This window comes from Cyclobacterium plantarum, assembly GCF_011290685.1.
GTDB classification, from domain to species: domain Bacteria; phylum Bacteroidota; class Bacteroidia; order Cytophagales; family Cyclobacteriaceae; genus Cyclobacterium; species Cyclobacterium plantarum.
This window is the reverse complement of the sequence record NZ_JAANYN010000022.1, coordinates 1-25,345: the sequence shown is the minus strand read 5'-3', so window position 1 is coordinate 25,345 and position 25,345 is coordinate 1. Positions and strand designations below refer to the sequence as shown.

The window sequence follows — 25,345 nt, the reverse complement described above, 5'->3', positions numbered from 1 at the left end:
TTTCGGGGTTTTTGAATTAAATTACCTCTATTTAATTCATTGTATATCAGTTTTTTAGGGATTCAGAAAGAAGCCCTGCCTTACTAAAAGCCTCGCCTTTATGTCTGACTTATTGAAGCCGGACCTAACTCAAATACATCTCTCATTCAAGCGTTTACAGGACATTGGTATCCATGTCGAAGTTTTCAAGGTAATCTGCTACCTTTTTCACAAACATGCCTCCCAGAGCCCCATCTACCACCCGGTGATCATAAGAATGGGATAAAATCATCTTGTGTCTGATACCTATCATGTCTCCGGTAGGGGTTTCAACCACCGCGGGTTTCTTGGTGATGGTTCCTACTGCCAGAATAGCTACCTGTGGCTGAACAATGATAGGAGTGCCCATGATATTTCCAAAAGAACCTATATTTGAGAGTGTATATGTCCCTCCTTTAAGTTCTTCTGCGTGCAGCTTATTTTCCCTTGCACGGGTGGCCAGGTCGTTGATTTTTTTCGAAAGTCCTTTAAGGTTGTACTGATCCGCATTTTTAATCACCGGTACGATCAGGTTACCATTAGCAAGGGCCACGGCTATTCCTATATTAATGTTGTGTTTTTTGATGATCTTATCTCCTTCAACGGAAATATTGATCATGGGGAATCTCTTTAGTGCCTTTGCGATGGCCATTACAAAGAAGGGGGTGAAAGTAATTCCTTCCCCTTCCTTTTTTCGGAACTCCTCTTTGATTTTGTTTCTAAAAAGTACAACCTTGGTAAGGTCTGCTTCTACAAAAGAAGTGACATGGGCGGAAATGTTTTTGGAATCCAGCATACGCTGGGCAATCATTTTCCGCATCCTGTCCATTTCAATAATTTCGTCAGTGCCTGATCCAATGGCAGCGGGAGCCTGGCTGAAATCTGAAGAGGATGTTTTTCTATCCTTCACGAAAGTGAGTACATCGTTTTTGGTTAGCCTGCCGTTTTTACCAGTGCCTGGAATTATTGCCAATTCTTCCGCACTGATTCCCTCTGCTTTAGCGATGCTTTGCACCAGGGGAGAATAAAATCTCTTGTCCCCTGTTTTTTCTTTGGAAGATTCGGATCCAAGGATCAGGGAGGTTAAGGCTGGTACATCCTGCAAAATTTCCTGTTCCGGAGAAGGCTGCTCAGTAACAGGTACTGCCGCATCTTTTATGCTATCATCTTCCTGGTTATCATTAATTTCAATAAGGGCAATGGGTTTCCCTACCTCTACCACTTCACCTTCCCTGGCAAGAATAGATTTGAGTGTACCGGCATGGGTGGCAGGGACTTCTGTGTCTACTTTATCCGTAGCCACCTCAAGAACAGATTCATCCTGTTCGATAAGGTCCCCTTCTTTTTTTAGCCAGGAAAGTATAGTGCCTTCCATAATGCTTTCCCCCATTTTGGGCATCACCATTTCTACTGTTGCCATAGCTTTTTACATTCTAGTTGAATTCTCCTCAAATATAAAACTAAATTTAAGTCCTTATTTTGCAAAAGGAATCGATTTAAATTTTAATTCGATTTCTGTATCACTGTCTCTCTCAATAGGTTTAATGCAGCTACAGCTGTCAGGTGTATGTTTACAGTTCGGTCTTGGGTAAGTTGTAGTTTTCGGGTCTTGCAGGATTTCCCATCATCACAGGCGATCCAAACCAGACCCACGGGTTTTGATGCGGTACCGCCCCCGGGTCCTGCTACCCCACTGGAAGATAAACCGTAATCTGCATTAAATTTTAGGCGAACTTGTTTTGCCATTTCCCTAACTGTTTCCTCACTGACGGCTCCATGGCTGACAAGTGTTGTTTCCAAAACCCCTAATATTGATTCCTTAAAAACATTGTGGTAGGGAACCACCGCACCGTTAAAATATTCACTTGATCCGGGAATCCCGGTGACCAAATGTGAAATGTATCCTCCGGAACAACTTTCTGCCAAGGCTAGGGTTTTTCCTTTTTGAACAAGTAAATGCCCAATTGCGGAGGACAATGTGTCATTATTGTATCCGTAGACGTACGGCTCAATTAATGGGAGTAAGCTGCCTATCTGTTCATCGACCTCCCTGGTTATGGCTTCCTGATTTTCTCCAAATCCAGTAAGTCTCAGCTTTACCTCTCCCAGAGAGGGGAGGTATGCCAATCTGATATGGGAAGGCAATTGATCCTCCCAGGTACCAATGATATCGGAAAGCCAACTTTCACCTATCCCTACTGTCTTTACCAGTTTATGGTAGATTACAGGAAGTGTGAACTTTTCTTTTAACCGTGGGATCACGGCTTTTTCCATCAGGTGTTTCATTTCATGCGGCACCCCAGGCATAGACATCCATATAGTTCCCTTTTCCTCAAACCACATCCCCGGGGCAGTGCCTACTTCATTGTGAATATATTGGCAGTTGGAAGGCAGGTATGCCTGCGCACGGTTGGTATCGGACAATTCCCGGCCCCTGCTTTCAAAAAGTCTTTTGACATCTTCCAAGGCCTGAGGGAATAATACCAACTGGGATCCAAAAAAATCTGCCAGAACATTTTTAGTCAGGTCGTCTTTGGTGGGCCCCAAACCGCCGGTCATCAGAACAATATTCACTTTTTCAGAAGCGGCAACAAAAGCCTGCCGCATGGATTCCTTGTCATCCCCTATGGTGGTTTTCCTTACTACCCGAATGCCGATTTTATCCATTTCTTCACTCAGCCACTTGCTATTGGTATCGAGGATCTGGCCATAGAGCAGCTCGTCACCTATTGAAATGATTTCGGCAGTTACAGGTTGATACATGAGGTAGGGTTTTTACATGTGTGAACCAAAATTAAAAAGTTTCCCTTTAGGGAAGGGGCATTTTTGGCTTTATTTCTCCACAAAGGAAATAAATTCCTATTGTTAGCTTCCAATGCGTTTGTAAGTTACAAAGGCATGATCGAATTTATTCTTGTCATCTTTTTCAATGGTTTCCTTTTGGACAATTTGCCAGTCTTTGGAATCGAATTTTGGGAAAAAGGTGTCGGCATCCGGGCAGGCATCAATTTCAGTGATGATCATTTCATCAGTAAATGGAAGGGCCAGTTTGTAAATTTCTGCTCCTCCCAAAATAAATAATTTTTCAAGGCCCTTTGACTTTCCTATTTGCAGGGCTTCCTCTATGCTATGTGCCACATAATGCCCCTCCGGAACTTCAAAATTGGTGTTGCTGGTAACCACAATATGTGGTCTGCCAGGAAGAGGTTTGCCCAATAAAACAAATGTTTTTCTTCCCATCACCACATGATGGCCTTTGGTTGTGTTTTTAAAATGTCTGAGATCTGATGGAAGATGCCAGGGCAATTCCCCATTAATGCCTATGGCATCGTTGGATGCCCTGGCTACAATTATTGAAACTATCAATACAACTTTTTTTAAACGGTTAATTGGCAGCTTTCATGGCATTAGGATATTCTGCCAGATCAAAGTTACTTGTTTTGTTGGTATCAATCTCAATCATTTTCATTTGGGTCCTGCTTTGATCCTCCTTACTAGTAAAATCCATTTCCAGAATGTTCCCTTCCGGTAAATTGCTAAAATATTCCTGATTTTCTTCTTTCATCTTTTTGGTGATGAAGGGGCTGTTTTTACTCCAAAATGATTCCATTCCCACTATAGGAGACTGGCTTAACCAATAAGTACCTTCCATCTCATCGCTCATCACCCGATACTCGTCACAGGTATATCCCAGAATATCTTTGGTATTTCCTGTTTTTTCAAAGGAAAAGTCTTCAGTATTCGGGGATGTTTCTTCCTCTTCCAATTCTACGCCATCCATCATGCCTTGCCAGTCTATGGAAAAGGCCATGCTTGATTTACCATCTTCATTGTCCATCAGCATCACTGTCGCCTGGTTTTTATGGTCCATGATGATTACCGCTTTTTCTGAAGCATTTTTACTTTCCGGATTTATAAACTCCATCCCGAAATAATCCGGATTTTCTGATAAAAAAGAGTTGAAGAGAATAGGGTCCTGGGTTTTACCCTTTTCATCTGTACTGTTTATTTCCATTACGGCCAATCCGGAAAAGCTATAGGAACTTTCTGTTTCCACATCCATATTGATGGAGCCCATGATCTTGCTAAAATCATAATTTCCATCGGGAGAACCATTCTCCCCACTCCCCATATCCCCATAAAGGTTACTGAAAGCTTTTTCTAATTGCCTTTGCGTGGCTTTAGCTACTTCTTTTTCCACGGTTCTTTCCACAGCCCTGGAAACTCCCTCAGAAGCTGCTCTTTTTATCCGTTTAAGCAGTTGTGATTGGGCATCCCAACTGATCAATGACAGCAAAATAATGAGTAAAAAGGAGGTCCTTGATTTCATGATTAAATTAATTTTGATTCAAAATTGAAGTTATGAAATATATTTATAAAGTCCTAAAACATGTTTTTCTGTATGTGAAAAGATTTATATTTCAAGAATGTACTCAATTATCCCGGCATTTTTTCCTTTTGGACGTGTCACTAAAAGCGGTACCTTGTCATTCATTTGTATCAATCTTTCTGCCATGCTCCCTATAAAAAGAGCTGTGGCCGCAGTTCTTCCCTTGGCACCAATGATGATCATGTCGGCCTTTATCTCCTGGGCTTTGCTGATAATATCCACTACCAGATCATCATCTTCATCTTTGGTATATAGCGGCTTGATCTTGACAGATTTGCTATCGATTTTTCTGATGAACTTCTTGTAGTTTACCTCCGCATTTGTCAGCATGATTTGACTAAATTCTTCGTAAGATTTTCCTGTAAAATGGTATCCTGATGGGACTGAATAAACATTTTGACAAAAAACTTCTGATTTGCCCTCATTTTTTTCTGCTATTTCAATGGCTTCCTCCAGGGCATCCTTCGAATAATCGGAAAAGTCACTTGGGACCAGCAGTTTTTTTATTTTTGGGAGGCTGTTTTCAGGAACGATCAGCAGGGAGCAGGAGGCCCTTCTGGCCAGGCGTTGAGATATCACACCAGAACCCGGTAATTTTGTTTTTCGCCCTACCAATATCAGGTCTGCAGACTTTTCATTGGCTAACTTCAGGATTTTTTTGGAAAGTTGCCCCTCCTTTACAATGAAAGAGGAACTTACTTTAAGATTAGGGTCAAAATTATCAGCTACAACCTTTTTCATTTGATTCTCCCGCTCTTCTACCATATTGCTGATCAGGTTGGGGAATTCATTCAAAATATCCTTTGGAATTGATAGGTTGCGGATTACATTCGTAAAATAAATTTTTTTGGATTGGTTGGTCTTTGCTATAAATGCGGCAAATTTCACCAGTGTTTTGTCCATCTCACTCTGATCCAGACAAACAATGATCTTTTTGATTTGATACATTATCAATAGTTAAATTAATGGATTCCTTCAGTTAAAATTTGTCAGGCCCGCTACAAATTATTTTAAAATCAGTAAAATTTAAATTAGTAAAATTAAACTTTAAAACAATCTAAAGTTTGCTGTTTTTGATGGCAATTTACATGAAATTTTTCCAGATTGTTTTTTTCAGGCCAACCATTTATTTCTGATCCCGCGCTAATCTGCTCCTGATTTGAGGTTTGCTGGAATAGGTTGTATATTTGATCAAAGGTTCGGGTCAGCGACATGTACAAACTTCACAAGTTGATTAAAATGCCGAGTGAAGCACCGCTTCAAAACCAGGCCTCATCTTTCCTTTGGAAAGACCTCGTATTCCTTTTGGATGCAGGTTAACAGTGGAAGGTTGCGGAGATGGTGCAGCTCAAATCCTGTCATATCGGAGGTTTGTAACACTCCATGATCCGGACCCTATTTAAAGGGAGACCGCTCTGCGGCCTCCCTTTTGATATTTTTAAAGCAGCAAAAAAAAATTAGCAAAAAAATAAGGGTTAGGGGCATTTGGCAATGGGTCCTAATTTTAGTTTCGAATTACTTTACCCATTGTAAATTTACTCCTGCCGAAAACAGGAAGTTGTCTTCACCGATCGGTGGTTGGTGGTTAAAGTCCTTTCTGATTGAATTTAGAATCCTACCTGTCACGAAGTTTACTTCTGCGTTAAAAAGGAGACCGCCAAGCAGCCTCCCTTAATAAGATTTGTCTGGATTTAATACAGGACCCTGAAACGTATGGTGCCATTTATGGCCTTCAGCTCATCGATTACTTTGCTGCTGTAGGCCTTGTCTATATCAGTGATTACGTAGCCTATTTTTTCGTTAGTCTTCAGGTATTGACCAACAATGTTGATTTCATAATCTGCCAACACTTTGTTGATCCTTGCCATGATCCCCGGCTCGTTGAGATGAATGTGGATCAGCCGGTGTGCATCCTGGAGAAAAGGCAATTGAATGTTGGGAAAATTGACACTGTTGTAGGTGTTACCGGTGTTGATATATTCAATGATTTTTCCAGGTACAAACCGGGCAATGTTTTGCTGGGCTTCCAGGGTGCTGCCACCGATATGGGGAGTAAGGATGGTATTGGGCATTCCTATCAGCTCGGAGACAAAGGGTTCGGAATTGTTTTTGGGCTCACTTGGGAAAACATCTATACTTGCACCGGCCAGATGACCGCTTTCCAAAGCGTCACGCAGGGCAGGTACATCCACCACGTGTCCCCGGCTCAGGTTGATCAGGTAGGACCCTTTTTTCATCAATGCCAGCTTTTCCTTGTCAATGAGCATTTCATTGCTCTTTCTTCCGTCTACATGCAAGGTAATGACATCACAGGTACTGAGCAACTCATCCAGGGAATCGGCCTTGGTGGCGTTGCCCAGTGCCAATCTTTCCACGACATCATAATAATAGACATCCAGCCCCATGTTTTCGGCCAAAACAGAAAGCTGAGAACCTATATTTCCATAGCCAATAATGCCCAGTTTTTTGCCCCTGATTTCAAAACTACCCGAGGCACTTTTGTCCCATATGCCCTGGTGCATGCTGCTGGTTTTGTCAACCAACCTGCGCATTAAAAAGATGATTTCTGCTATGGCCAGTTCTACCACTGAACGGGTGTTGCTAAAGGGTGCATTGAACACCGCAATGCCTTTTTCCTGACAGGTCTCCAGGTCAATCTGGTTGGTGCCAATACAAAAAGCACCGATGGCAATCAGGCGATTGGCATTTTCCAGCACTTTGGAAGTTACCTGGGTTTTTGACCGTATACCCAACACGGATACTTTCTTTATTTTTTCTGCCAATTCTTCTTCGGAAAGGGCAGAACTGATGACTTCCACATTGTAACCTTCTTCCTTCATCAGCTCTATACCGATGGGATGAACATTTTCCAACAGCAAGACATTGATCCTGCTTTTGGGGTAGGAAAACTTTTTATTCATTTTATTTACATATAATATTTCATCCAGACTAGGGGCAATATGGTCCGCTTTGGAAGAAACGGAAGGTCTGTGTACATTTTCGGTAAAAGCGTAGAATTTATTGGCCACTCCGGAGGCTTTTATTTCATAGTCGGTATAGCCATCTCCAATCACATAAATATCTCCCTCCAAATTCAACTTTCTGATTGTTTCAGGTTTCCCGTTATTTTTAGAAAGCGGATTATCTTCGTTAAACCCAGCTATTTTGCCCGAGTCCGCATATACAAATTCATTGGCAAATACATTCTCAGGCCTGATACCATACTCGGTTACTATGGGCACCACGAAATCTTTGAATCCATTGGATATGATAAAAATATCAGCAGCATTTTCCTTTAAAAATTCTTTGTTTCTTTGGAATGAATCCGAAACTTTTCTCTTCAGGGAGGCAATCAATTCAGAAATCTGCTCTTTGTTGGCATCCAGTATGTTCAGCCGCTGTACCAGACTTTCCCTGAATGTCAGTTTTCCCTCCATACCCTGGTCGGTTATGTCCTTGATTGCCTGAAGTTTTTTGGCTTTTTCAGGATCATCCTTAAGGCTTATTTCACCTAAAATATCCAGGGCTTCCACCTTCGTAAAAGTACTGTCAAAATCAATGATGAATTTTTTTGTGACGGTCATTTTCAGCGTTTTTTTAAATGAGTTGCAAAATTAACAGATTCTGGGCGAAATTGAAGTTATTGCCGCAAAATAACTTTTAGGATTAGTAGGTAGCATTAAATAAGAAATGATGATAACTTTGTCATCTCAGGACCAGGATTAAAATTCCCCGGAACATTTTAGCTTGTGGAGGAATCTGACTTTCCTGTTTTCATGCCTTGCAGGCACAAGCAGAATACCCCGATGAAACCCTTGAAACCAATAGGTTTTCTGTGAAATTATAAACCTGCTTTATTAACCTAAACATGCATTGAAGACACCAGGGCGGATCGTTAGAAAATTTAAAAAAGGAAGGAACAATTTTCCTTTTTTGCTGTTGGCCTCTTAATATCAAAGGGTTTTATTCCCGGGGCCTTTACAATGACAATCATTTAATTTAAAGCAGATGCCATTAGCCATAGACAATATCAGGGTAGGCCGGGTATACCGGCTGGTCAATTATGGAGAAATCCGGATGCTGGAGATTATGGAGCGAACCGGGAGGGAGAATTTCAGGGTTAAAGACCTGGACACCCTGGAATACTATGAATTAGAAGAACTGTTGCGCTGGGGTAAAGGCAAAGATTATGACCTGGATGAAATCCGCTAATTGAATAGATGAATGAAAAAAGAAGCAAGTCTGACAACAGCCATACTTAAAGGTAAATGTCCCAGGTGCAGAAAGGGGAATGTTTTTCCTGTGCCCCTGATGAGTTTTAAAAAACTAACAGCGGTAAATCAAACCTGTCCCAACTGTGGAGTAGAACTGGTCCCTGAACCTGATTTTTATTATGGGGCAATGTACATCAGTTATGCACTATCGGTTGCCCTCTTTATCACCGTGATGGTTGTCCTTAATTTTCTGTTTAACGATCCTGAATTGATGGTCTACATTGCATCGGTTCTCTTTTTTAACCTGTTATTGCTCCCATTGATGTTGCGGATTTCCAAGGTATTATACCTGTATGGTTTGGGTAAAATTAGTTACGAACCGGATAAGGGTTGATTCGATCTTGGTCCCAATTGAATTTTATTTGGAAAAAAGTAAAACTTTTTATTAGTAAGTAAAACTTACTTTTAGTCTGTTCGTATATTGCTCCATAAAGTTTTACTATTAATCATTCTAATGGAACAGATATTAACCGGTTTTGTTGTTCCGGTAAACAGTGAGATTTTTCTGAAGGATCCGCTTAGTTCAGACCTGGGAAAAAAGATTATTCGAGAAAGCCCCCACCTTATTGTTACTTTGGGCATGGAAAGTTTTAATTTTAAGAGGTTATCAGAAAATGTAGGCAGTACGGAAGCAGCGATTTACCGGTATTTTGAAAACAAACATAAACTATTGGTTTATCTCACCAATTGGTATTGGGGGTGGTTGGAGCATAACCTGGTATTCGCTACCTCCAATTTGCATGACCCGCTGGACAGGATGAAGGTAGCTATTCGATTACTTGTAGAAGGGCCGGTGTATGAAAAAAACAAATACATGGATATACAGAAATTACGGTTGTTGGTCACTCAGGAATCCTACAAGGCTTTTTTGACCAAGGAAGTAGATGAGGAAAATAACAGTGGGTTTTTTAAACAGTTTTATCGGTTTACAGACCGGATAGCAGCCATTGTCAGTGAAATTAATCCCAAATACAATTACCCGAAAACCCTTGTATCCACTTTAGTAGAGTCGACTTTACTCCATGCCTTTTTCTTAAAGCATATGCCAAAAATGACTGAATCCGGCCTTGTCGGAGAGCAAAAACTTGGTTTCTATTTCGATTGGGTGTTTAAAACGTTAAAAGATGAGTGAAAATCTAATAAATACGCCATTAAAAAGGTTTTTCAGCCTGCTCAAAGATGAGAAGAAAGAAATCTATGCGATTTATTTTTATGCGGTACTCAATGGTTTGGTTTCTTTGTCCCTGCCTCTGGGAATTCAGGCCATCCTGAATTTTATTCTTGGGGGAAGGATGACTTCTTCCTGGGTATTGCTGGTGGTCATTGTAGCCTTAGGGGTTATCTTTGGAGGCTATCTTCAAATCAGCCAGCTGTATCTGACGGAAAAATTGCAGCAGCGGGTGTTTGGAAAATCGGCCATGGAGTTTGCTTACAGAATCCCCAGAATCAAAACAGAAGCCTTCCGGGGAAAATTTCCTCCGGAGCTTGTCAACAGGTTTTTTGATACCATTGTTTTGCAAAAGGGACTGTCAAAACTATTGATTGATTTTAGTACCGCCTCTCTTCAGGTATTTTTTGGCTTGATTTTACTATCCATATACCATCCATTTTTCATTATTTTCTCTTTCGCATTGGTGTTTATCCTTTACTTGATTTTTAAATTGACCAGTCCGAAGGGCATGAAAGAAAGTTTAAAAGAATCTACGGCAAAATATGAGGTAGCTTACTGGCTGGAAGAGATAGCAAGAACTTTAGGTACATTCAAATTATCCGGTTTCTCACCCCTTCCCTTTAAAAAGGTAGATCAATTGGTTGGCAAGTACGTCGGATTCAGAAACTCTCATTTTGCAGTACTGATTTTACAATACAAAGTGATGATAGGTTTTAAAGCCGCCATTATAGTCACCTTATTGGTAGCAGGAAGTATTTTATTGATGAATAACGAGATCAGTATTGGTCAGTTTGTAGCCGCAGAAATCATTATTGTATTGATCATTAATTCAGTAGAAAAGCTTATTCTAAGTTTGGAAACCGTTTATGATACCCTTACCGCTACAGAAAAATTGGGTTTGATCATGGATTTGGATCTGGAAAGGTCTGAGGGGATAGATAAGGCATTCGGCCAATCCGAATCGGGTTTGTCCTATATTTTCAGGGATATAACCTACCATCCCAAAGACAAGAAAACGCCTAATCTGATGGACATCAATTTGGAAATAGGTTCCGGAGAAAAAGTGGTCATTACGGGCAAAAGTGGTTCTGGTAAAAGTACGTTTATGCAGTTGATGGCTGGATTGATAGAAGATTACCAGGGCAATATCATTGTCAATAAATTACCCATGGATACCCTTTCTTTAGAAAAATTAAGATCCATGATCGGAGACAGTCTCTCCAGGCAATCCATTTTTCATGGTACCATAAGGGAAAATATCACGGTAGGGAATGAAGACATACCCGAGCAGAAAATTCGTGAAATTTTAGAAGTGGTAGGTTTGAAGGATTACATCTACGAGTTAAAAGACGATCTGGAAACCCAATTACTGCCTGAAGGCAAGCATTTAAGCAATGCCAATATCAGTAAAATCATTTTGGCCAGAAGCCTGTGTTTTGGTCCCAAACTCCTGCTTTTGGAGGAGGAACTCAGCTACCTTAGCGATGAGGAAGCCCAAACGCTTCTGGATTATATGTTTGCAGGCCCATGGACCATGGTGGTCGTGTCTACGGATAAAAAATTAATGCGTAGGGCTGACAAAATCGTGGAGCTGGCAGCTGGTAAATTGGTCTTTCAAGGGAAAGTAGATGATTATGAGCAGTTTAAAAATAATAACAAAAGTTAATAGCCATGCTTAATATTTCCAAAAACTCCATAAAAGGGAACATCAATCCCTTTTTGTTTGATAGTTACCGCATGACCATACCCAGTGATCAGAGCAGAAAGCGGGTCAGGGTGCTTTTGTATATATTGTTGGCAGGGTTTGTCTTTTTGTTTTTACCCTGGACACAGAATTTTCGATCCCAGGGAATGGTAACGGCATTAAAACCAGAACACCGGCCTCAGACGATTCATTCAGTGATACCCGGGAGGATTGAAAAGTGGTATGTTCAGGAAGGAGATTTTGTTCAAAAAGGGGACACGATTCTTTTTATCTCGGAAGTGAAGGAACAGTACATGGATCCAGAATTACTGGAGAGAACCCAGCTTCAGGTAAATGCCAAAGAGCTTTCCGTAAAGTCTTATGAAGAGAAAATCAAGGCTCAGGAACGGCAATTACAAGCCCTCAATCAAAACAACAAGCTCAGGAAAGAACAAGCACAGAATAAATTACGGCAAGCCAATTTAAGTGTGCAATCCGACAGCATCATGCTGGAAGCCGAAAAGGTAAATCTGATTGTAGCGGAACGACAATACGAACGGATGGAAAAGCTTTATGATGAAGGCTTGAAATCATTGACCGACCTGGAGACAAGGAGGATCAAGTTACAAGAAACGCAGGCAAAAAAGATCAGTGCAGAGAACAAGCTGCTGAGCAGCAGAAATGATGTCATCACAGCCACTTTGGAACTCAATGCCATAGACAATGATTTTCAGGATAAACTGGCCAAGGTCAATTCTGAGAAATTTTCTGCCTTATCTAACCAGTATGATGCCGAAGCCACGGTAACCAAATTGCGCAATGAGCTATCCAATTATACCGTGAGGTCAGGCATGTATTATGTATTGGCTCCCCAATCAGGTTATGTGACCAAAGCCATACAAGTGGGGTTGGGAGAGACAATCAAGGAAGGAGCTGAGATTGTCAGTATCATGCCGCAAAATTACTCCCTGGCAGTGGAAATGTACATTGATCCCATAGACTTGCCCCTGGTGGATGTGGGCAATAAGATCCGGTTTATTTTTGACGGATGGCCAGCCATTGTTTTTTCAGGTTGGCCACAGCTCTCTAATGGCACCTTTGGTGGGAGGGTGTATGCCATTGATAATTTCACCAGTACCAATAACCAATACCGCTTATTGGTAGTGCCAGACCCGGATGAGGAGCCATGGCCAGAGGCCCTGCGCATCGGTTCAGGGGCGGATGGTATTGCCTTGTTGAATGATGTGCCGGTCTGGTATGAGATATGGAGACAAATGAATGGTTTCCCACCTGACTATTATACCCTAAAAGAGGTCAGGGAAATGAAAAATCAGCAAAAATGAAATATGGATTAATTGTATTCAGTTTTCTTTGGATGGGTGCAGCCGTGCCCCTGCAAGCACAGGAAACCTTGAACTATTCTGATTTCCTGGTTTGGGTATTGGATTACCATCCGGTGGCCAGACAGGCTGATCTTAACCTGGAATTGGGAAGGCAGGAAATACGGATGGCCAGGGGAGGGTTTGACCCCAAGTTGTATGGGAATATGGATGAGAAACAATATCAGGGGACCGAATATTACAACAAACAGGAGGCTGGTATTGTAGTACCCACATTCGGAGGAGTTGAAATTCAGGGTATGGTTGAACGCAATACGGGAACTTATTTGAGTTCGGAAAATACGGTGCCTGAAAATGGACTGTTGGCCGTTGGTGCCGCAGTGAATGTAGGCAAAGGCCTATTTATTGATGAGCGGAGAGCTGCCTTACAACAGGCGAAAATCTATGCCCTGGCCAGAGAGGAAGAAAGAAAACAAACCTTAAACGATTTGTACCTGGATGCTACAGATGCCTATTGGAGTTGGGCGGGGGCCTATGCTAACTTAAAGGTTAGGGAGGAGGGTTTACGCCTGGCCTCTATCAGGTTTGAAGGTATCAAATCCAGTTTTGAACAAGGTGATTTACCAGCTATTGATACGGTAGAGTCCTACACCCAAGTACTGAATCGATCCATACAGGTACAGGAAGCCGAAAATGTTTTCTTCGCCAGGACCCAGGAGTTGAATGTATTTCTTTGGGACAATGATCAGAATCCGCTGTATTTGGAACCGGGTATTTTTCCTCAGTTTTTGGGCGAATATGCCCCGGGCTTACCAGACATGCAAGATTTCAGAGAATTGATCTCCACTCATCCTGAGCTAAGACTGCTGGATTATGACCTCAATTATCTGGAAATAGACAGGAGGTATAAAGCGGAACAACTGAAGCCTGAGGTTTTACTCAAATACAACTTCCTTACCGAGTCCTTAGGTGGGCTCGAAGGCATGGGCTTTTTGGAAAATAATTATAAATTTGGGGTCAAGATTTCCACGCCATTGCTTTTAAGGAAAGAAAGAGGAGGACTGGGATTGGCCAAAGCCAAAATCAATATGGTTACCTACAAAAGGGATCTCAAATACCAACAGCTCAGGGCCAAACTGGAGCAGGAGTACAATACCTATCTGGTTTTGAATAACCAAATTGACACATTCCGGGATAATATCAACGGTTTGGAAAGGTTGGTGGAAGGAGAAAGAACCAAGTTTGAAATGGGAGAGAGTTCGTTGTTTTTAATCAATGCAAGGGAAACCAGCTTATTTGATGCATTATTGGTTAAAAACTCCCTGTATGTAAAGAAATATATTGGCTTTTCCAAAGTCAGGAATGCAGCTGGCCTGGGTTTTGAGGTACCCTGAGTATGAAACAAATATTTGTTTTCAGGTGGCTCACCTGGCCTTTTCGGTATACCCTTTCCAAAATCAAAAGAAAAATAGGAAAACTGGATGAGCTCCGTATTGAAGTTTTTTTGGTGTTGAGCAATAGTTCCCATGTTTTCCTGAAGGGTCGTGTCGTGGAGGCCTATACCCAGAGTCGTCCTTCTGAGAAAAAAAGTGCTTTGCAAAATATATTGGCAACTATCCGGAGATATTCCAATAGCAGCGTACCAGATGCCAGGTTACTGCTTCAAATTGGAGATCAGCAGTTGGAGCTGCAAACGGATTCAGAGGGGGTTTTTGAAAAGATGATTCCCTTGTCAGGGTCTGTGCATAAGCGGCCGGAGCACATTGGCTTGAGCCTGATTCCGGATGAAAACCTGGAGACTCCCACAGAAAAGGTGAAAAAAAGCATCCAATATATCTCCAAAACTTATCCAAGAGCACTTATTTCTGATATTGACGATACGATTATTGTTTCCAAAGCGACCAACCTGGGAGAAAAGTTATGGCTGTCCGTTTCCAAAAATGCCTATACCCGAAGGCCTTTTCCTGGTGTCAGCGATTTTTACCGGATGCTCACGGCCCAGGGAGAATATCCTGTATTTTATGTGTCCAGCAGTGATTGGAGCCTTTTTGATCTGATACGTGACTTTTTGGAGTACCGGAAGATCCCGTTGGGCCCCATATTACTTAAAGACAGCCATGTAAACCTGAAAAACATCTGGAAATCCGGTGGAGGGAATCACGACCACAAACTAGAAAAGATCCGTTTTCTCATGGACTTTTTCCCCGAACAAAGATTTTTGTTGATCGGAGACAGTGGGCAGCACGATCCGGAATTGTACGCTGAGATTATAAGGCAGTATCCGAAGCGGGTGGAGGCGGTTTATATCCGAAGGTTCGGCAAAGTGGATTCCGAAAGGGAACAGCAACTCGGCGCTTTATTGCCTGATAACAAAGTGGCCTGGGTAAAAACGACTCAGGAAGCCTTGCTCCATGCCAGGGAATATTTGGATTTTTCCTGAATTTTCTTTTTCGAGTTTAAAATCACCTTTATTGTGTATAAAAGGGGTTTATTACGTTGTGTAAATAAATAGAATTGTGTTTCTCCTAAAAAAAAATTAATTTTCGAATCCAACGAATTGAATAAACCTGCCGATGCCTGATTAAGTGTGTCCGCGTATTTTTAGAACAATAACCCATGTCCGGAGTCTTGATCATTAAGTCATATATTTTCTCCATTGCTGTATTGGCGGCTTTGGATTTTACAGTAAAAGGAAAAAGCGTGAAACCAGATTTTCATGAGCCTTTTGCAAAAGAACAAATTTTCCGGAAACAGAGGCTTTCCGTGAGTGATATGACCAAAAAACTACACTTGCTGTTTTTTTATCATTCGTTTCATTTGGTTCAGGAAGATTTCAGGTAAGTATGGAGGCAAGCTTACTTTTATTTATCAATATTCTGTTTTTGGCCACAGTAAATGCCATTGTTCTGATAGCTATTAGTTACAGAATGGGTACCAAAACCTATCTTTTAGGCTGGTCCTTGCTTTGCTACAGCTTGTTCTTTCTCGTTTATTTTTTGTGGTTTCATGCCGGTTGGATTTTACGGTTTCCTCATTTCATACGGACCGTAAATCCACTGATGTTTCTGACCGCTCCATTTTTTTATTTTTATATCCGAAATTCCCTTTTTGACAGGACGGGTTTGAACATTAAGGATACGCTCCACTTTCTTCCTGCAGTACTTCATGTGCTGGATCTTTTGCCCTTTTATTTGCTGAGTTATGAGCGCAAACTGGAACTGGCAAAAATGTTTGTGGACGATCCCAAAACACTCAATTTATATGCCAATGGTATTATTCCCACCTATGTTGTGGACAGTTTCAGGATTGTTTTGATGTCAGCCTATTTGGGCTATTCTCTTTGGCTGATGTACCGCTATAATCCAAATTGGATAAATCCTTTCCAAAAAGAGGCACTCAAAAATCCCCTTTCGGTTGTTGCATTTTTGTTTGTCCTGATCACATTTGGGTACTTTTCCTACCATACTTTTTGGATGATTGAGACCCTGGCAGGATTTCAAATGCCTGCTTTGTTATCTTTTTTTACCTGGGTGACGCTGGCTGCCATTGCCCTTCTGAGCATTTACCTTCACCTGAATCCGGAAAAGTTGTATGATTTGCAGCAAGAAAAGATTTCGGAAATCGAGGTAAACCCCACAACCCATTCAGGCTCCGGAATGGAAGATAGAGGGCAAGTTCAATTTGAACAGCTTGGAACTATCAAGCGGATAGCTGATTTATTGACCCAAAAGCAGGTGTTTCTCAGGCAGGATTTGAAAGTGGGGGAATTTGCTGAGATGGCAGGTGTGAATAGCAGAGACCTGAGTATTTTGCTTCAGAAGGTTTATCAGAAAGGCTTCAGGGAACTGGTTAATCACTATAGGATTGAATATGCCATTGATAAATTGAAGGAGGGCTATCTGGACAACCGTACCCTCGACGCTTTAAGCAGGGATAGCGGCTTCAACAGCAGGGTGACTTTTTTTAACGCGTTCAAAAAGGAGATGGGCGTAAGTCCCAGTGAATATTGGTCACATTTTCAGTCCGGGGAAAACAACTCCTGAAATCGAGCATGTCGGAGGCGACACACGGAGGAATGATTATCCAACATGCGAGATTCCCCGTCCGACTGGCATCATCCGGGCGGGCATCTGACCATTAAAAGACAATTATAAACAGATGAAAGCTCAATTTATTTACGCTGGAAGGATGGATGTAAATGAAAATTTTCACCCGCTATCGAATTAAATGAACAGGATTCCTTGCCGGAATTTTCCCCATTTTTGAACCAAAGACTACCCAATTTTGAGTATTTAACAAAATTTTATCTTTTGCAAAAAATTAACACGCAACTTTCCTGAAGTGATATTTGTATTTCCTGATCGATAAAATGGACTTTTCTGACTAGGTGTTAAAATAACTGCTTTTGCTGTACTTTTTCAAAGCATATTTCTACAAACACACCTATCTTTCCGACCTGAATCTTAAGTTATTTTTAAAATTTCAGCATATAGCAATGAACAGCACTCTTTCCAAAAAGCCAGTTATTAGGCCCAGCCAATAGCTGGATTTTAACATAAAAAATACCTTTCCAATTTCTATTGGCTTTCCTTTTTCATACAGGTAAGGGGACCCATGACTTTGGACTTTTTATAAAAAAGTATCCTTTTTAATCAACACTTCAGCAATGAGAAAATCAATACCCTTTTTAAACCTCGAAAAGTTATGGAGCTATGGCTTCTTTATGATGTTTTTGGTTGTTTGCAGCTTATTTAGTGGAACGTCTCAACTTTATGGGGAGAATCTTCTTAAGGAAGAATCAATTAAGACAAGTTTTATACCTGGCAATGAATCCGATGACTTTATATCGTTTTTTGCCAAAGAAAACAGCTATACCACTTTCCCTCTGGACAATTACCATAATGGTTTGACCAATGCCGCGAGTTATGGTAGTTCGGATCGTTTTCTGACGAGTTTGGTCCCCTCATCAAATACCATAACTTTTGATGCGGAATCATTCACTGCCGGTCAGGAAATACCCGACAACCATAATTTCTCTGCAATTGGAAAGTCTTTTAATATTTATGCGGGTATGTTTGATGGAGGTGTCTCTGGAGAAGGAGGAATGTGGTACGATCCTGGTGATGGTTCTGTTAGCTGGAATACTTTCCCAAGTGAATTTGGAGATGGCGGTTTTATTACCCTTGACTTTACAACCGATATCAATCGTAGATGGTATGATCCTGAAGCCTTGATTATCAAAACCACAGATGGCTCTGATTTCAAGTTCACCAGTTTTAAATCACATGACGCAGCCTGGGATTCCTGGGGGAATTACCTCAAAATTACCGGATATAAAAATGGGGTTGAGCTGGGTTCTGAAAGTGTTGTAATCGTTTCAAATGTGGAACCTTATCACTCAACAGTAACATTAACTAATCCGGTATTTGAGAGTGTTGATGAAGTCCGTATTACTTTGGATAAGAATAATCACCCTGGTTATCCTTATAATGGAGATAGTGATATGGATGGCTTGTACCAATCGTTTGATACTTTTGTGGTTGATAATGCAGTAAGTAGTGCTACTTCTCCAACCGTAGCCTCCTGGTTTACCTCTGCAGTAACGGCGACAGGAGCCACTCTCAAAGGAGACGTAACTGGCGATGGCGGTGCAACCGTAACCGAACGTGGATTTGTGTATGCCACGAGCTCCAGTCCTACCACTTCCGATACCAAAGTTCAGGTAGGAAGCGGAACGGGCGCATTTGAAGAAGCTATTACCGGACTTAATTCTGAAACGAGATATTACCTACGTGCCTACGCCATCAATAGTGCCGGAACGAGTTATGGGGGTGAGGAAACTTTTATGACGAGTTCTGGTTCTGGAGAGACCATTAATTTCTCGGGTTTGGGAGCCAATGATTCGGGAGGATCGGGATTTAAGTCAATTACCGATAATAGACTAGTCATTTCTAATAACGTGACGTTGGATGGAACCAGAGTCTATCAATCTACAGCACAGTCAAATGGAACTTTTGTTATAAAGGCTGACGGAGTAAATGCGAAAACCTTTACCGTTAATGATATCACCATTAGTAATTTTATTAATGAAACCATGACGGGTGGTGGTTCAATTAAGCTGTATGGTGAAGAAGGTACGCTACTTAAAACGTTGGCTTTAGAAGAAAGTAGATATATTTATACTACCCCCACATCAGGATTTGATTTTTTTGGGGGATCTGGCCCGGTTAATAATGTAGCAAAAATTGAACTACTGCTTGTCAATGGAAATCAGAACTTCCAGATTGAAAACATTAAAGCAAGCAATTTTGCAGCGAATTCAACCCCAACCGTTACCACTTCAGCCGCAAACTCCATAACCGCAACCGGAGCCACCCTCAGCGGCAACGTAACTGATGACGGCGGAGATCCTGTAACCGAACGGGGATTTGTGTATGCCACAAGTGCAAGCCCAACCACCTCCGACACCAAAGTACAGGTTGGAAGTGGTACGGGTTCGTTTTCGGAAGCTATAACCGGCCTTACCGCAGAAACCACCTATTATGTACGTGCCTATGCCATTAACGGAGAAGGGACTAGCTATGGGACTGAGGAAAGTTTTACCACTGGCACTGCTTCTGTTTTATTAGGTACAAATCCAACAATTTCGTTTTCTAACGACAATGGTTTTTCCGATTCAAAGGCAGTAGACGGAGAAGGAGGGTCAATTAGTATTTCTGATATAGACATAGAAGTTTATCCCATAAATAGTTCTGGTACAGCATTGACCGCTGATCCTCTGGAATATCATGATTATGATGACTGGAATACCTATCCACCAATCGTTACTTATGGGGCTACCTTAGAACATTACGGATGGGCTATAAAGTCTTCCAATGGAGACAATTTCTCATTGGAGAGCTTAGATTTCATGGACTGGGGAACCTGGGATGGAGCTACGTTTGTCATAGAGGCCTTCGATAATGGTAGCTCGAAGGATGCAGTTACATTTGCCGGGAATACCGACGAAAGTTATGTGAACCTGTCTCAGGCGGGAATACTTTCCTCAGCTTTTACTAATGTTGATGAAATACGTTTTTACAAGCAGGGAGGTGATGATACCTGGACTGCGCTCAACAATATTAAGGTGAATAGTCCTGTAGTTAGTGTGCTTGCCACTGTAACCACCACAGCCGCTTCAGACATCACCGCTACTACAGCAACCCTCAGCGGCAACGTAACCGATGATGGCGGAGATGCTGTAACCGAACGAGGGTTCGTGTATTCCACCAGCTCCAACCCAACGACATCAGATACCAAAGTACAAGATGGCAGCGGAACAGGAGCTTTTGAAGAAGCTATTACCGGTCTTACTGCCGAAACTACTTACTATGTACGTGCCTATGCCATTAACGGGGAAGGCACGAGTTATGGGACTGAGGAGAGTTTTACAACGAGTGCAGCGACAGGTAGTCAAACAACCCTGGAATTTGCAGGGGGCTACACGGCAATTGCTTCCTACGGCGCATCGCCACGGGCAGGTAACCTAACCATGTCCGAAGATGGAATAAATTACACTTTTGAATCAGTAGGAGGAGGGAGTGGTGTCATTTACCGAAACACATCAGGTGATGGTGATGCGATCGTATTCACCATGAATTCATCACATTCCTACCACAGTTTTAAAAGAACGGATGACGCTAACTTCCAGCTTGACAATATCTCCATAGAGTTTAACATTGGCAATACTACAAGCGCCACGTTGACAGGATATGAAAATGGGTCAGCAGTAAGCGGGGCGACTAAATCGATTACGTTTGCTCAAAATATTATTCAAAATATAGACGTTTCGGAAAACACTAATTTTGATGCTATAGATGAGTTTAGGATCACATTTTCCGGAAGTCCTGACAATAATGCTACCACGGTATTAAGTGATGTGACGTATTCACCAGCGGCAGCATCTTACAGTGTGCCAAGCATAACCACCTCAGCCGCATCCTCCATTACCTCCTCCGGAGCGACTTTAAATGGAGAGGTAATTTCAGACGGAGGAGCCGCTGTTTCTGAGCGTGGTTTCGTCTATTCCACATCTGACAATACACCCACGATCGGAGAATCAGGAGTATCTCAAGTGACGGACGGCAGTGGAACTGGTGTTTTCAACGCAGCCATTACAGGCCTAAGTGAATCTACCACTTATTATTATCAGGCCTACGCCACTAATAGTGAGGGGACCATTTATGGGGGGGTAGAAAGTTTTATAACTTTGATGCCAGGGTTAGAAAATTTTACCTGGACATCATCTAATAATGCCGCAGGTGCTAGCGGTGTAACCTACGCGTTTACCTTTACCACGGCGACAGCATTAGGGGGGGACAATGTTATTCTGTATGCTTTACAAACCTATTCAAATAGTGGTTGGATTACTACCAATGTGGGAATTGAAGATGTTTCGGTTACTGTAAATGGTAGTTCCAGAGCACTGAGCTCGGTTTGGCCTGCATTTGATAAAGGGCTGTTTATTAGATTGACAGATACAAACGTACCGGCAGGTTCGAATGTGGAAATTAGCGTAAGTGATGTTACCAATAATGCTACCTCGGGAACGTACCATTGGGATTTTCTATATACCTCCACTACCAGTGGACATGCCATTGATCAAGCCGTTGATCCTGATCCTATTATTTTGACTACCCCAGCTCCACCAACCACAACAGGAGCGATAACAATCACCAATGATCCAAGTGACCCGTCTTCTAACTGGCAACTAAGTGGAGGAAAATTAATTCCCCTGGTAGATGGAGCCAAGGTGAATGTAATTGAGGTTACCAATGCGCTGGCTTCAGGAGATCTTATAATCGAAGCGGAAACCGATGTATTTATCGATGCGGATATTTTACCAAACTTATCAGCAGCAAGGACCCTTACGCTCCAATCGGGCGGAAACGTCATCTTAAATCCTGGAAGTGAAATCACTGCTACTGGTAATCAACTTAATTTGGTTTTCTGGTCGGATACGGATGGAAATGATGATGGGGTGGTCTGGCTGAACTGGAATACCACCTCTCAGGGAACATCCATCAACACCAACGGTGGACATCTCTGGATGGGCGGTGGATCCGGATCGACAACCTGGAACGGCCTGACCGTAGGTGATGGCCTAGCAAGAGGTAATGCAAGCAACTCGAACGGGATCACCTTGGTGAAGAGTAATATTCAGACTGGGGGTGGAAATCTGGCAATCTATGGAAGAGGAAGAACCGGCACTGCGGTAAGCATCCCTGTACCTGCCAACGAAGCAGGTTCAAGCGCGGGAACAGGTAACAATATTAACGGAATCAGAATACTGGGAGGGACCCAAATCAACGCAGGAACAGGTACAGTATACCTGTACGGCTACGCCGATGCCACTTCAGGAAATGCGAATGGAATTGAATTGAGCCAGGCACCGGGTGGGCCTGGTCTGATCACCAATACGAATACCACCGAACAAGCAATCATTCTGGAAGGTTATGCCGAAAACAATCCCCTGGCCTCTAATTCCTGGGGTGTATATACCCATTATTCCACGGTACAAAACACAGCAAATGGCACCATACATATCAAAGGTGGAGGAGCAAAACAATCCGGTGTCACCATTGCAGCCGGAGGGGCCGTTTTATCTCAAGCAGGCAAGATAATTCTTGAAGGTACGGCAGCCGGTACAGGAAGTCCCTACCCGGTTTTGATTCAGGGAGCAGTTGGGCAGAAAGTTGGTTCTGATGTTACCGCATCCGCTGCAGCTATTGAAATCATTGGTGATAAACTCAATATCAGTGGTTCAGCTCCAAATGGACTTGTAGCTTCTTCGGGTAGTTTAGCGATAAAACCTTTAAGCCCGGGAACCAACATTGGAATCGGTGGGACAACAGGAACTTTACTCTTGCCTGCGACGATGTTTACCACCCATATTGAAGATGGATTTTCGGAAATCACAATAGGTGACGAAAGGGCAGGCTTGATCACGGTAGAAGGCACGCTAGTTTATCAGGACCCACTTACCATTAAAACGGATGCAAGTATAGTCTTTGCTTCAGATGCAAATGTAAGCAGTGCAACGGCCAATGCGCTGACGCTTTGGACCCGGGCAAGTGGAAATAATGAAGCCACGGATGCCAATTATGGTATGGTATGGTTGGCCCAAGGTGCCGCTATCCATACCGGAGGCGGAAATTTGACAATGGGCGGCGGTTCGGACCCTGAGGTAGGTTATACCTTTGGAGATGGAAACGTGCCTTCCAATGCAGAAAATAATTCCCGTTTGCGTGGCCTAAGCCTGAATGGTTCTGTGAATGCAGCGGGTGGTAATATTATTTTGAATGGTAAAGCTTCGGATCAGGCAACAGTCGCAAAAGGAGTAAGCATAGGAGCAACTGTTGAAACAACAGGAACAGGAAATATCACCATCAGGGGAATAGGAAAAGGAACCAGAGACGGTATCATCTTGGGAGATAATTTCTTTACCCCCAATGCCATAGGCATATTGGAAGCAGAAGTTGGAGATATCATTTTGAATGGTCAGTCATCGACCTCCACAGGTGACGGTATTGACGTTTCGACGATAGGTTCTTTGATTAAAACGAATGGGAATTTGTCAGCGGTCAGTACCGGAAAAATATCAGCTACTGCAGGTGCGTTGGATATTGGCGGAAATACCAGCCTGGAAGCTGTTGACAATATCCTCCTGACACATGAGAGCAACGATTTTGGAGGCAGTTTATCCGTGAACAATGCGGCTAATGTCCATATTACAGATCAAAATGAACTGGCACTGGGAGCCATTAGCGCAAGCGGATTGATTGATATGGCCACGCTCAGTGGAAACCTGACACTTTCTGGAAATCTGACCACGAGCTCAACGTCTACAGATGCTATAGTACTTAATGCAGGGAAAAATGAATCCATCGGAACAGAGACCGGCGGAGATATTAATGTGACCGGTTCGCCGACCATTTCGACTGGCGCTAACGGCATAGTCAAGCTGTTCAGTGGTTCTGAACCTACAAGTACGGGTCTTACAGCATTGGTGGGAGGTTTGACCAATATCCGCAAAGAAGTGGATGAAACGACTATAACCTTTGAACCTGTTTTGGAAGCTGGGAATGCCTATGCCTTATACCGGTATCAGGATATTATCCAATTGACCCTGGATAGTCAGAATTTGGTTACCTCAAAAACCTATGACGGTACTACTTCTTCACTGGTTACTGGTATTGTACTTTCTGGAGTTCAATCGGGAGATGAGGTAACCGTGACCGGGGTAGCTACTTATGATAACAATTCGGTAGGTACAGGTAAAACCATTACGGTGGTGTATACGCTTGGAGGCGCTGATGCAGCCAGGTATGTCGCTCCTGAAAATACGGTAGTGACTACTGGTGAAATCGCACCGAAAGAATTGACAATTACGGGCCTGACCGGAAATGACAAAGTTTATGACGGTACCACCACGGCCACTGTTAGTGGTACGGCTGAATTGAATGGACTTGAAACAGGGGATGACGTGACCCTGGAGGGTACAACAGTTTTCAACTTTGCAGATAAAAATGTAGCTACCGTTATTTCGATTGTCGCATCAGGTTATACCATCAGTGGTGCTGATGCCGGTAATTACAGCCTGGCACAGCCAACAGGACTGAGCGCGGACATTACAGCCAGAGAAATCACCCTTACAGCAAATAGTGATTCTAAGGTATATGATGGTACCGCCTTGACAAACAATGGCTATGCAATCACATCAGGTGCTTTGGCTGATAATGAAGTATTGGATGCGGTTACGGTGACGGGCTCACAAGTAAATGCTGGCTCCGGTACTAATGTACCAAGTGTCGCTGTGATCCAGGATGCTTCAAGCACAAATGTTACAGCTAACTACAGCATTACCTATCTCAATGGGATCCTCGAAGTAACGCAAGCCGCTTTGACGATCACCGCCGATGACAAGTCCAAAGTGTATGGGGAAGCGAATCCAACGCTGACCTTTACCTATACCGGTCTGGTCAATGGGGACACGGAAGTAAGTGACAAACCAGCCATCAGCACTACGGCCACAGCGGGATCCAATGTGGGTACTTATCCCATTGCCCTGACCGGAGGCTCGGACGACAATTACGCGATCACGCTTGTAGCCGGCGAACTGGAAGTAACGCAAGCTGCTTTGACCATCACCGCCGATGACAAGTCTAAAGTGTATGGTGACGCGAATCCAGCATTGACCTTCACCTATATTGGTCTGGTCAATGGGGATACGGAAGTGAGTGACGAACCAGCCATCAGCACAACAGCCACAGCAAGCTCAAACGTTGGCAGCTACCCAGTTACCTTAACCGGTGGCTCGGATGCGAACTACGCCATCAGCTTGGTAGCCGGCGAACTGGAAGTAACGCAAGCTGCTTTGACCATCACGGCGGATGATAAGTCTAAAGTGTACGGTGAAGTAAATCCAGC

15 protein-coding genes are annotated in these 25,345 nt (G+C 42.7%); 9 read left to right on the top strand and 6 right to left on the bottom strand.

Annotated elements, in window-relative coordinates; genetic code table 11:
* Positions 1–154: 154 nt before the first annotated feature.
* The 6 genes from G9Q97_RS24475 to serA form a co-directional block, all read right to left on the bottom strand.
* Positions 155–1,438: a dihydrolipoamide acetyltransferase family protein gene (locus tag G9Q97_RS24475; RefSeq protein WP_166151885.1), complete on the bottom strand. Its 1,284-nt coding sequence runs from the start codon at positions 1,436–1,438 to the stop codon at positions 155–157.
* A gap of 83 nt (positions 1,439–1,521) precedes the next feature.
* The gene (locus tag G9Q97_RS24470; RefSeq protein ID WP_166151884.1) at positions 1,522–2,781 is read right to left on the bottom strand and encodes a competence/damage-inducible protein A; all 1,260 of its coding nucleotides are present in this window, start codon (positions 2,779–2,781) and stop codon (positions 1,522–1,524) included.
* Between the two features lie 102 nt (positions 2,782–2,883).
* On the bottom strand, positions 2,884–3,384 hold the full coding sequence (locus tag G9Q97_RS24465) for a dihydrofolate reductase (RefSeq protein WP_166151882.1): 501 nt from the start codon (positions 3,382–3,384) through the stop codon (positions 2,884–2,886).
* A 19-nt stretch (positions 3,385–3,403) separates the two neighbouring features.
* Positions 3,404–4,348 carry a DUF4412 domain-containing protein gene (locus tag G9Q97_RS24460; protein WP_166151880.1) on the bottom strand — a complete coding sequence of 315 codons (945 nt, stop codon included), beginning with the start codon at positions 4,346–4,348 and terminating at the stop codon, positions 3,404–3,406.
* An 84-nt stretch (positions 4,349–4,432) separates the two neighbouring features.
* Positions 4,433–5,356, bottom strand: coding sequence for a universal stress protein (locus tag G9Q97_RS24455; RefSeq protein ID WP_166151878.1), 924 nt, complete (start codon positions 5,354–5,356; stop codon positions 4,433–4,435).
* 743 nt (positions 5,357–6,099) lie between these two features.
* Positions 6,100–7,992, bottom strand: coding sequence for a phosphoglycerate dehydrogenase (gene serA, locus G9Q97_RS24450; RefSeq protein WP_166151876.1), 1,893 nt, complete (start codon positions 7,990–7,992; stop codon positions 6,100–6,102).
* Between the two features lie 424 nt (positions 7,993–8,416).
* Here serA and G9Q97_RS24445 point away from each other — a divergent pair, with 424 nt between their 5' ends.
* From G9Q97_RS24445 to G9Q97_RS24405, 9 genes are all read left to right on the top strand, one after another.
* The gene (locus G9Q97_RS24445) at positions 8,417–8,620 is read left to right on the top strand and encodes a hypothetical protein (protein WP_166151874.1); all 204 of its coding nucleotides are present in this window, start codon (positions 8,417–8,419) and stop codon (positions 8,618–8,620) included.
* 12 nt (positions 8,621–8,632) lie between these two features.
* Positions 8,633–9,016 (top strand): DUF983 domain-containing protein, encoded by a 384-nt coding sequence (locus tag G9Q97_RS24440; RefSeq protein WP_166151872.1) that lies wholly within the window; start codon positions 8,633–8,635, stop codon positions 9,014–9,016.
* 120 nt (positions 9,017–9,136) lie between these two features.
* Positions 9,137–9,814, top strand: coding sequence for a TetR/AcrR family transcriptional regulator (locus G9Q97_RS24435; RefSeq protein WP_166151870.1), 678 nt, complete (start codon positions 9,137–9,139; stop codon positions 9,812–9,814).
* Positions 9,807–11,519, top strand: coding sequence for a peptidase domain-containing ABC transporter (locus tag G9Q97_RS24430; protein ID WP_166151868.1), 1,713 nt, complete (start codon positions 9,807–9,809; stop codon positions 11,517–11,519). The genes G9Q97_RS24435 and G9Q97_RS24430 overlap by 8 nt, the downstream gene beginning before the upstream one ends.
* Positions 11,520–11,524: 5 nt before the next feature.
* Positions 11,525–12,880 (top strand): HlyD family secretion protein, encoded by a 1,356-nt coding sequence (locus G9Q97_RS24425; RefSeq protein WP_166151866.1) that lies wholly within the window; start codon positions 11,525–11,527, stop codon positions 12,878–12,880.
* Entirely contained in the window at positions 12,877–14,271 is a 1,395-nt protein-coding gene (locus tag G9Q97_RS24420; protein ID WP_166151864.1) for a TolC family protein, read from the top strand. The genes G9Q97_RS24425 and G9Q97_RS24420 overlap by 4 nt, the downstream gene beginning before the upstream one ends.
* A gap of 2 nt (positions 14,272–14,273) precedes the next feature.
* On the top strand, positions 14,274–15,317 hold the full coding sequence (locus G9Q97_RS24415) for an App1 family protein (RefSeq protein WP_166151862.1): 1,044 nt from the start codon (positions 14,274–14,276) through the stop codon (positions 15,315–15,317).
* Positions 15,318–15,720: 403 nt separating this feature from the next.
* Positions 15,721–16,920, top strand: a complete 1,200-nt coding sequence (locus G9Q97_RS24410) for a helix-turn-helix domain-containing protein (protein ID WP_166151860.1) — start codon at positions 15,721–15,723, stop codon at positions 16,918–16,920.
* 623 nt (positions 16,921–17,543) lie between these two features.
* On the top strand, positions 17,544–25,345 hold a 7,802-nt coding region (locus G9Q97_RS24405), incomplete at its 3' end, for a beta strand repeat-containing protein (protein ID WP_166151858.1).

What these genes read in the sequence shown, in the direction of transcription:
- G9Q97_RS24475 (WP_166151885.1), bottom strand. Translation starts at nt 1,438, where the DNA reads ATGGCAACAGTAGAAATGGTGATGCCCAAAATGGGGGAAAGCATTATG.
- G9Q97_RS24470 (WP_166151884.1), bottom strand. Translation starts at nt 2,781, where the DNA reads ATGTATCAACCTGTAACTGCCGAAATCATTTCAATAGGTGACGAGCTG.
- G9Q97_RS24460 (WP_166151880.1), bottom strand. Translation starts at nt 4,348, where the DNA reads ATGAAATCAAGGACCTCCTTTTTACTCATTATTTTGCTGTCATTGATC.
- G9Q97_RS24455 (WP_166151878.1), bottom strand. Translation starts at nt 5,356, where the DNA reads ATGTATCAAATCAAAAAGATCATTGTTTGTCTGGATCAGAGTGAGATG.
- serA (WP_166151876.1), bottom strand. Translation starts at nt 7,992, where the DNA reads ATGACCGTCACAAAAAAATTCATCATTGATTTTGACAGTACTTTTACG.
- G9Q97_RS24445 (WP_166151874.1), top strand. Translation starts at nt 8,417, where the DNA reads ATGCCATTAGCCATAGACAATATCAGGGTAGGCCGGGTATACCGGCTG.
- G9Q97_RS24440 (WP_166151872.1), top strand. Translation starts at nt 8,633, where the DNA reads ATGAAAAAAGAAGCAAGTCTGACAACAGCCATACTTAAAGGTAAATGT.
- G9Q97_RS24435 (WP_166151870.1), top strand. Translation starts at nt 9,137, where the DNA reads ATGGAACAGATATTAACCGGTTTTGTTGTTCCGGTAAACAGTGAGATT.
- G9Q97_RS24430 (WP_166151868.1), top strand. Translation starts at nt 9,807, where the DNA reads ATGAGTGAAAATCTAATAAATACGCCATTAAAAAGGTTTTTCAGCCTG.
- G9Q97_RS24425 (WP_166151866.1), top strand. Translation starts at nt 11,525, where the DNA reads ATGCTTAATATTTCCAAAAACTCCATAAAAGGGAACATCAATCCCTTT.
- G9Q97_RS24420 (WP_166151864.1), top strand. Translation starts at nt 12,877, where the DNA reads ATGAAATATGGATTAATTGTATTCAGTTTTCTTTGGATGGGTGCAGCC.
- G9Q97_RS24415 (WP_166151862.1), top strand. Translation starts at nt 14,274, where the DNA reads ATGAAACAAATATTTGTTTTCAGGTGGCTCACCTGGCCTTTTCGGTAT.
- G9Q97_RS24410 (WP_166151860.1), top strand. Translation starts at nt 15,721, where the DNA reads ATGGAGGCAAGCTTACTTTTATTTATCAATATTCTGTTTTTGGCCACA.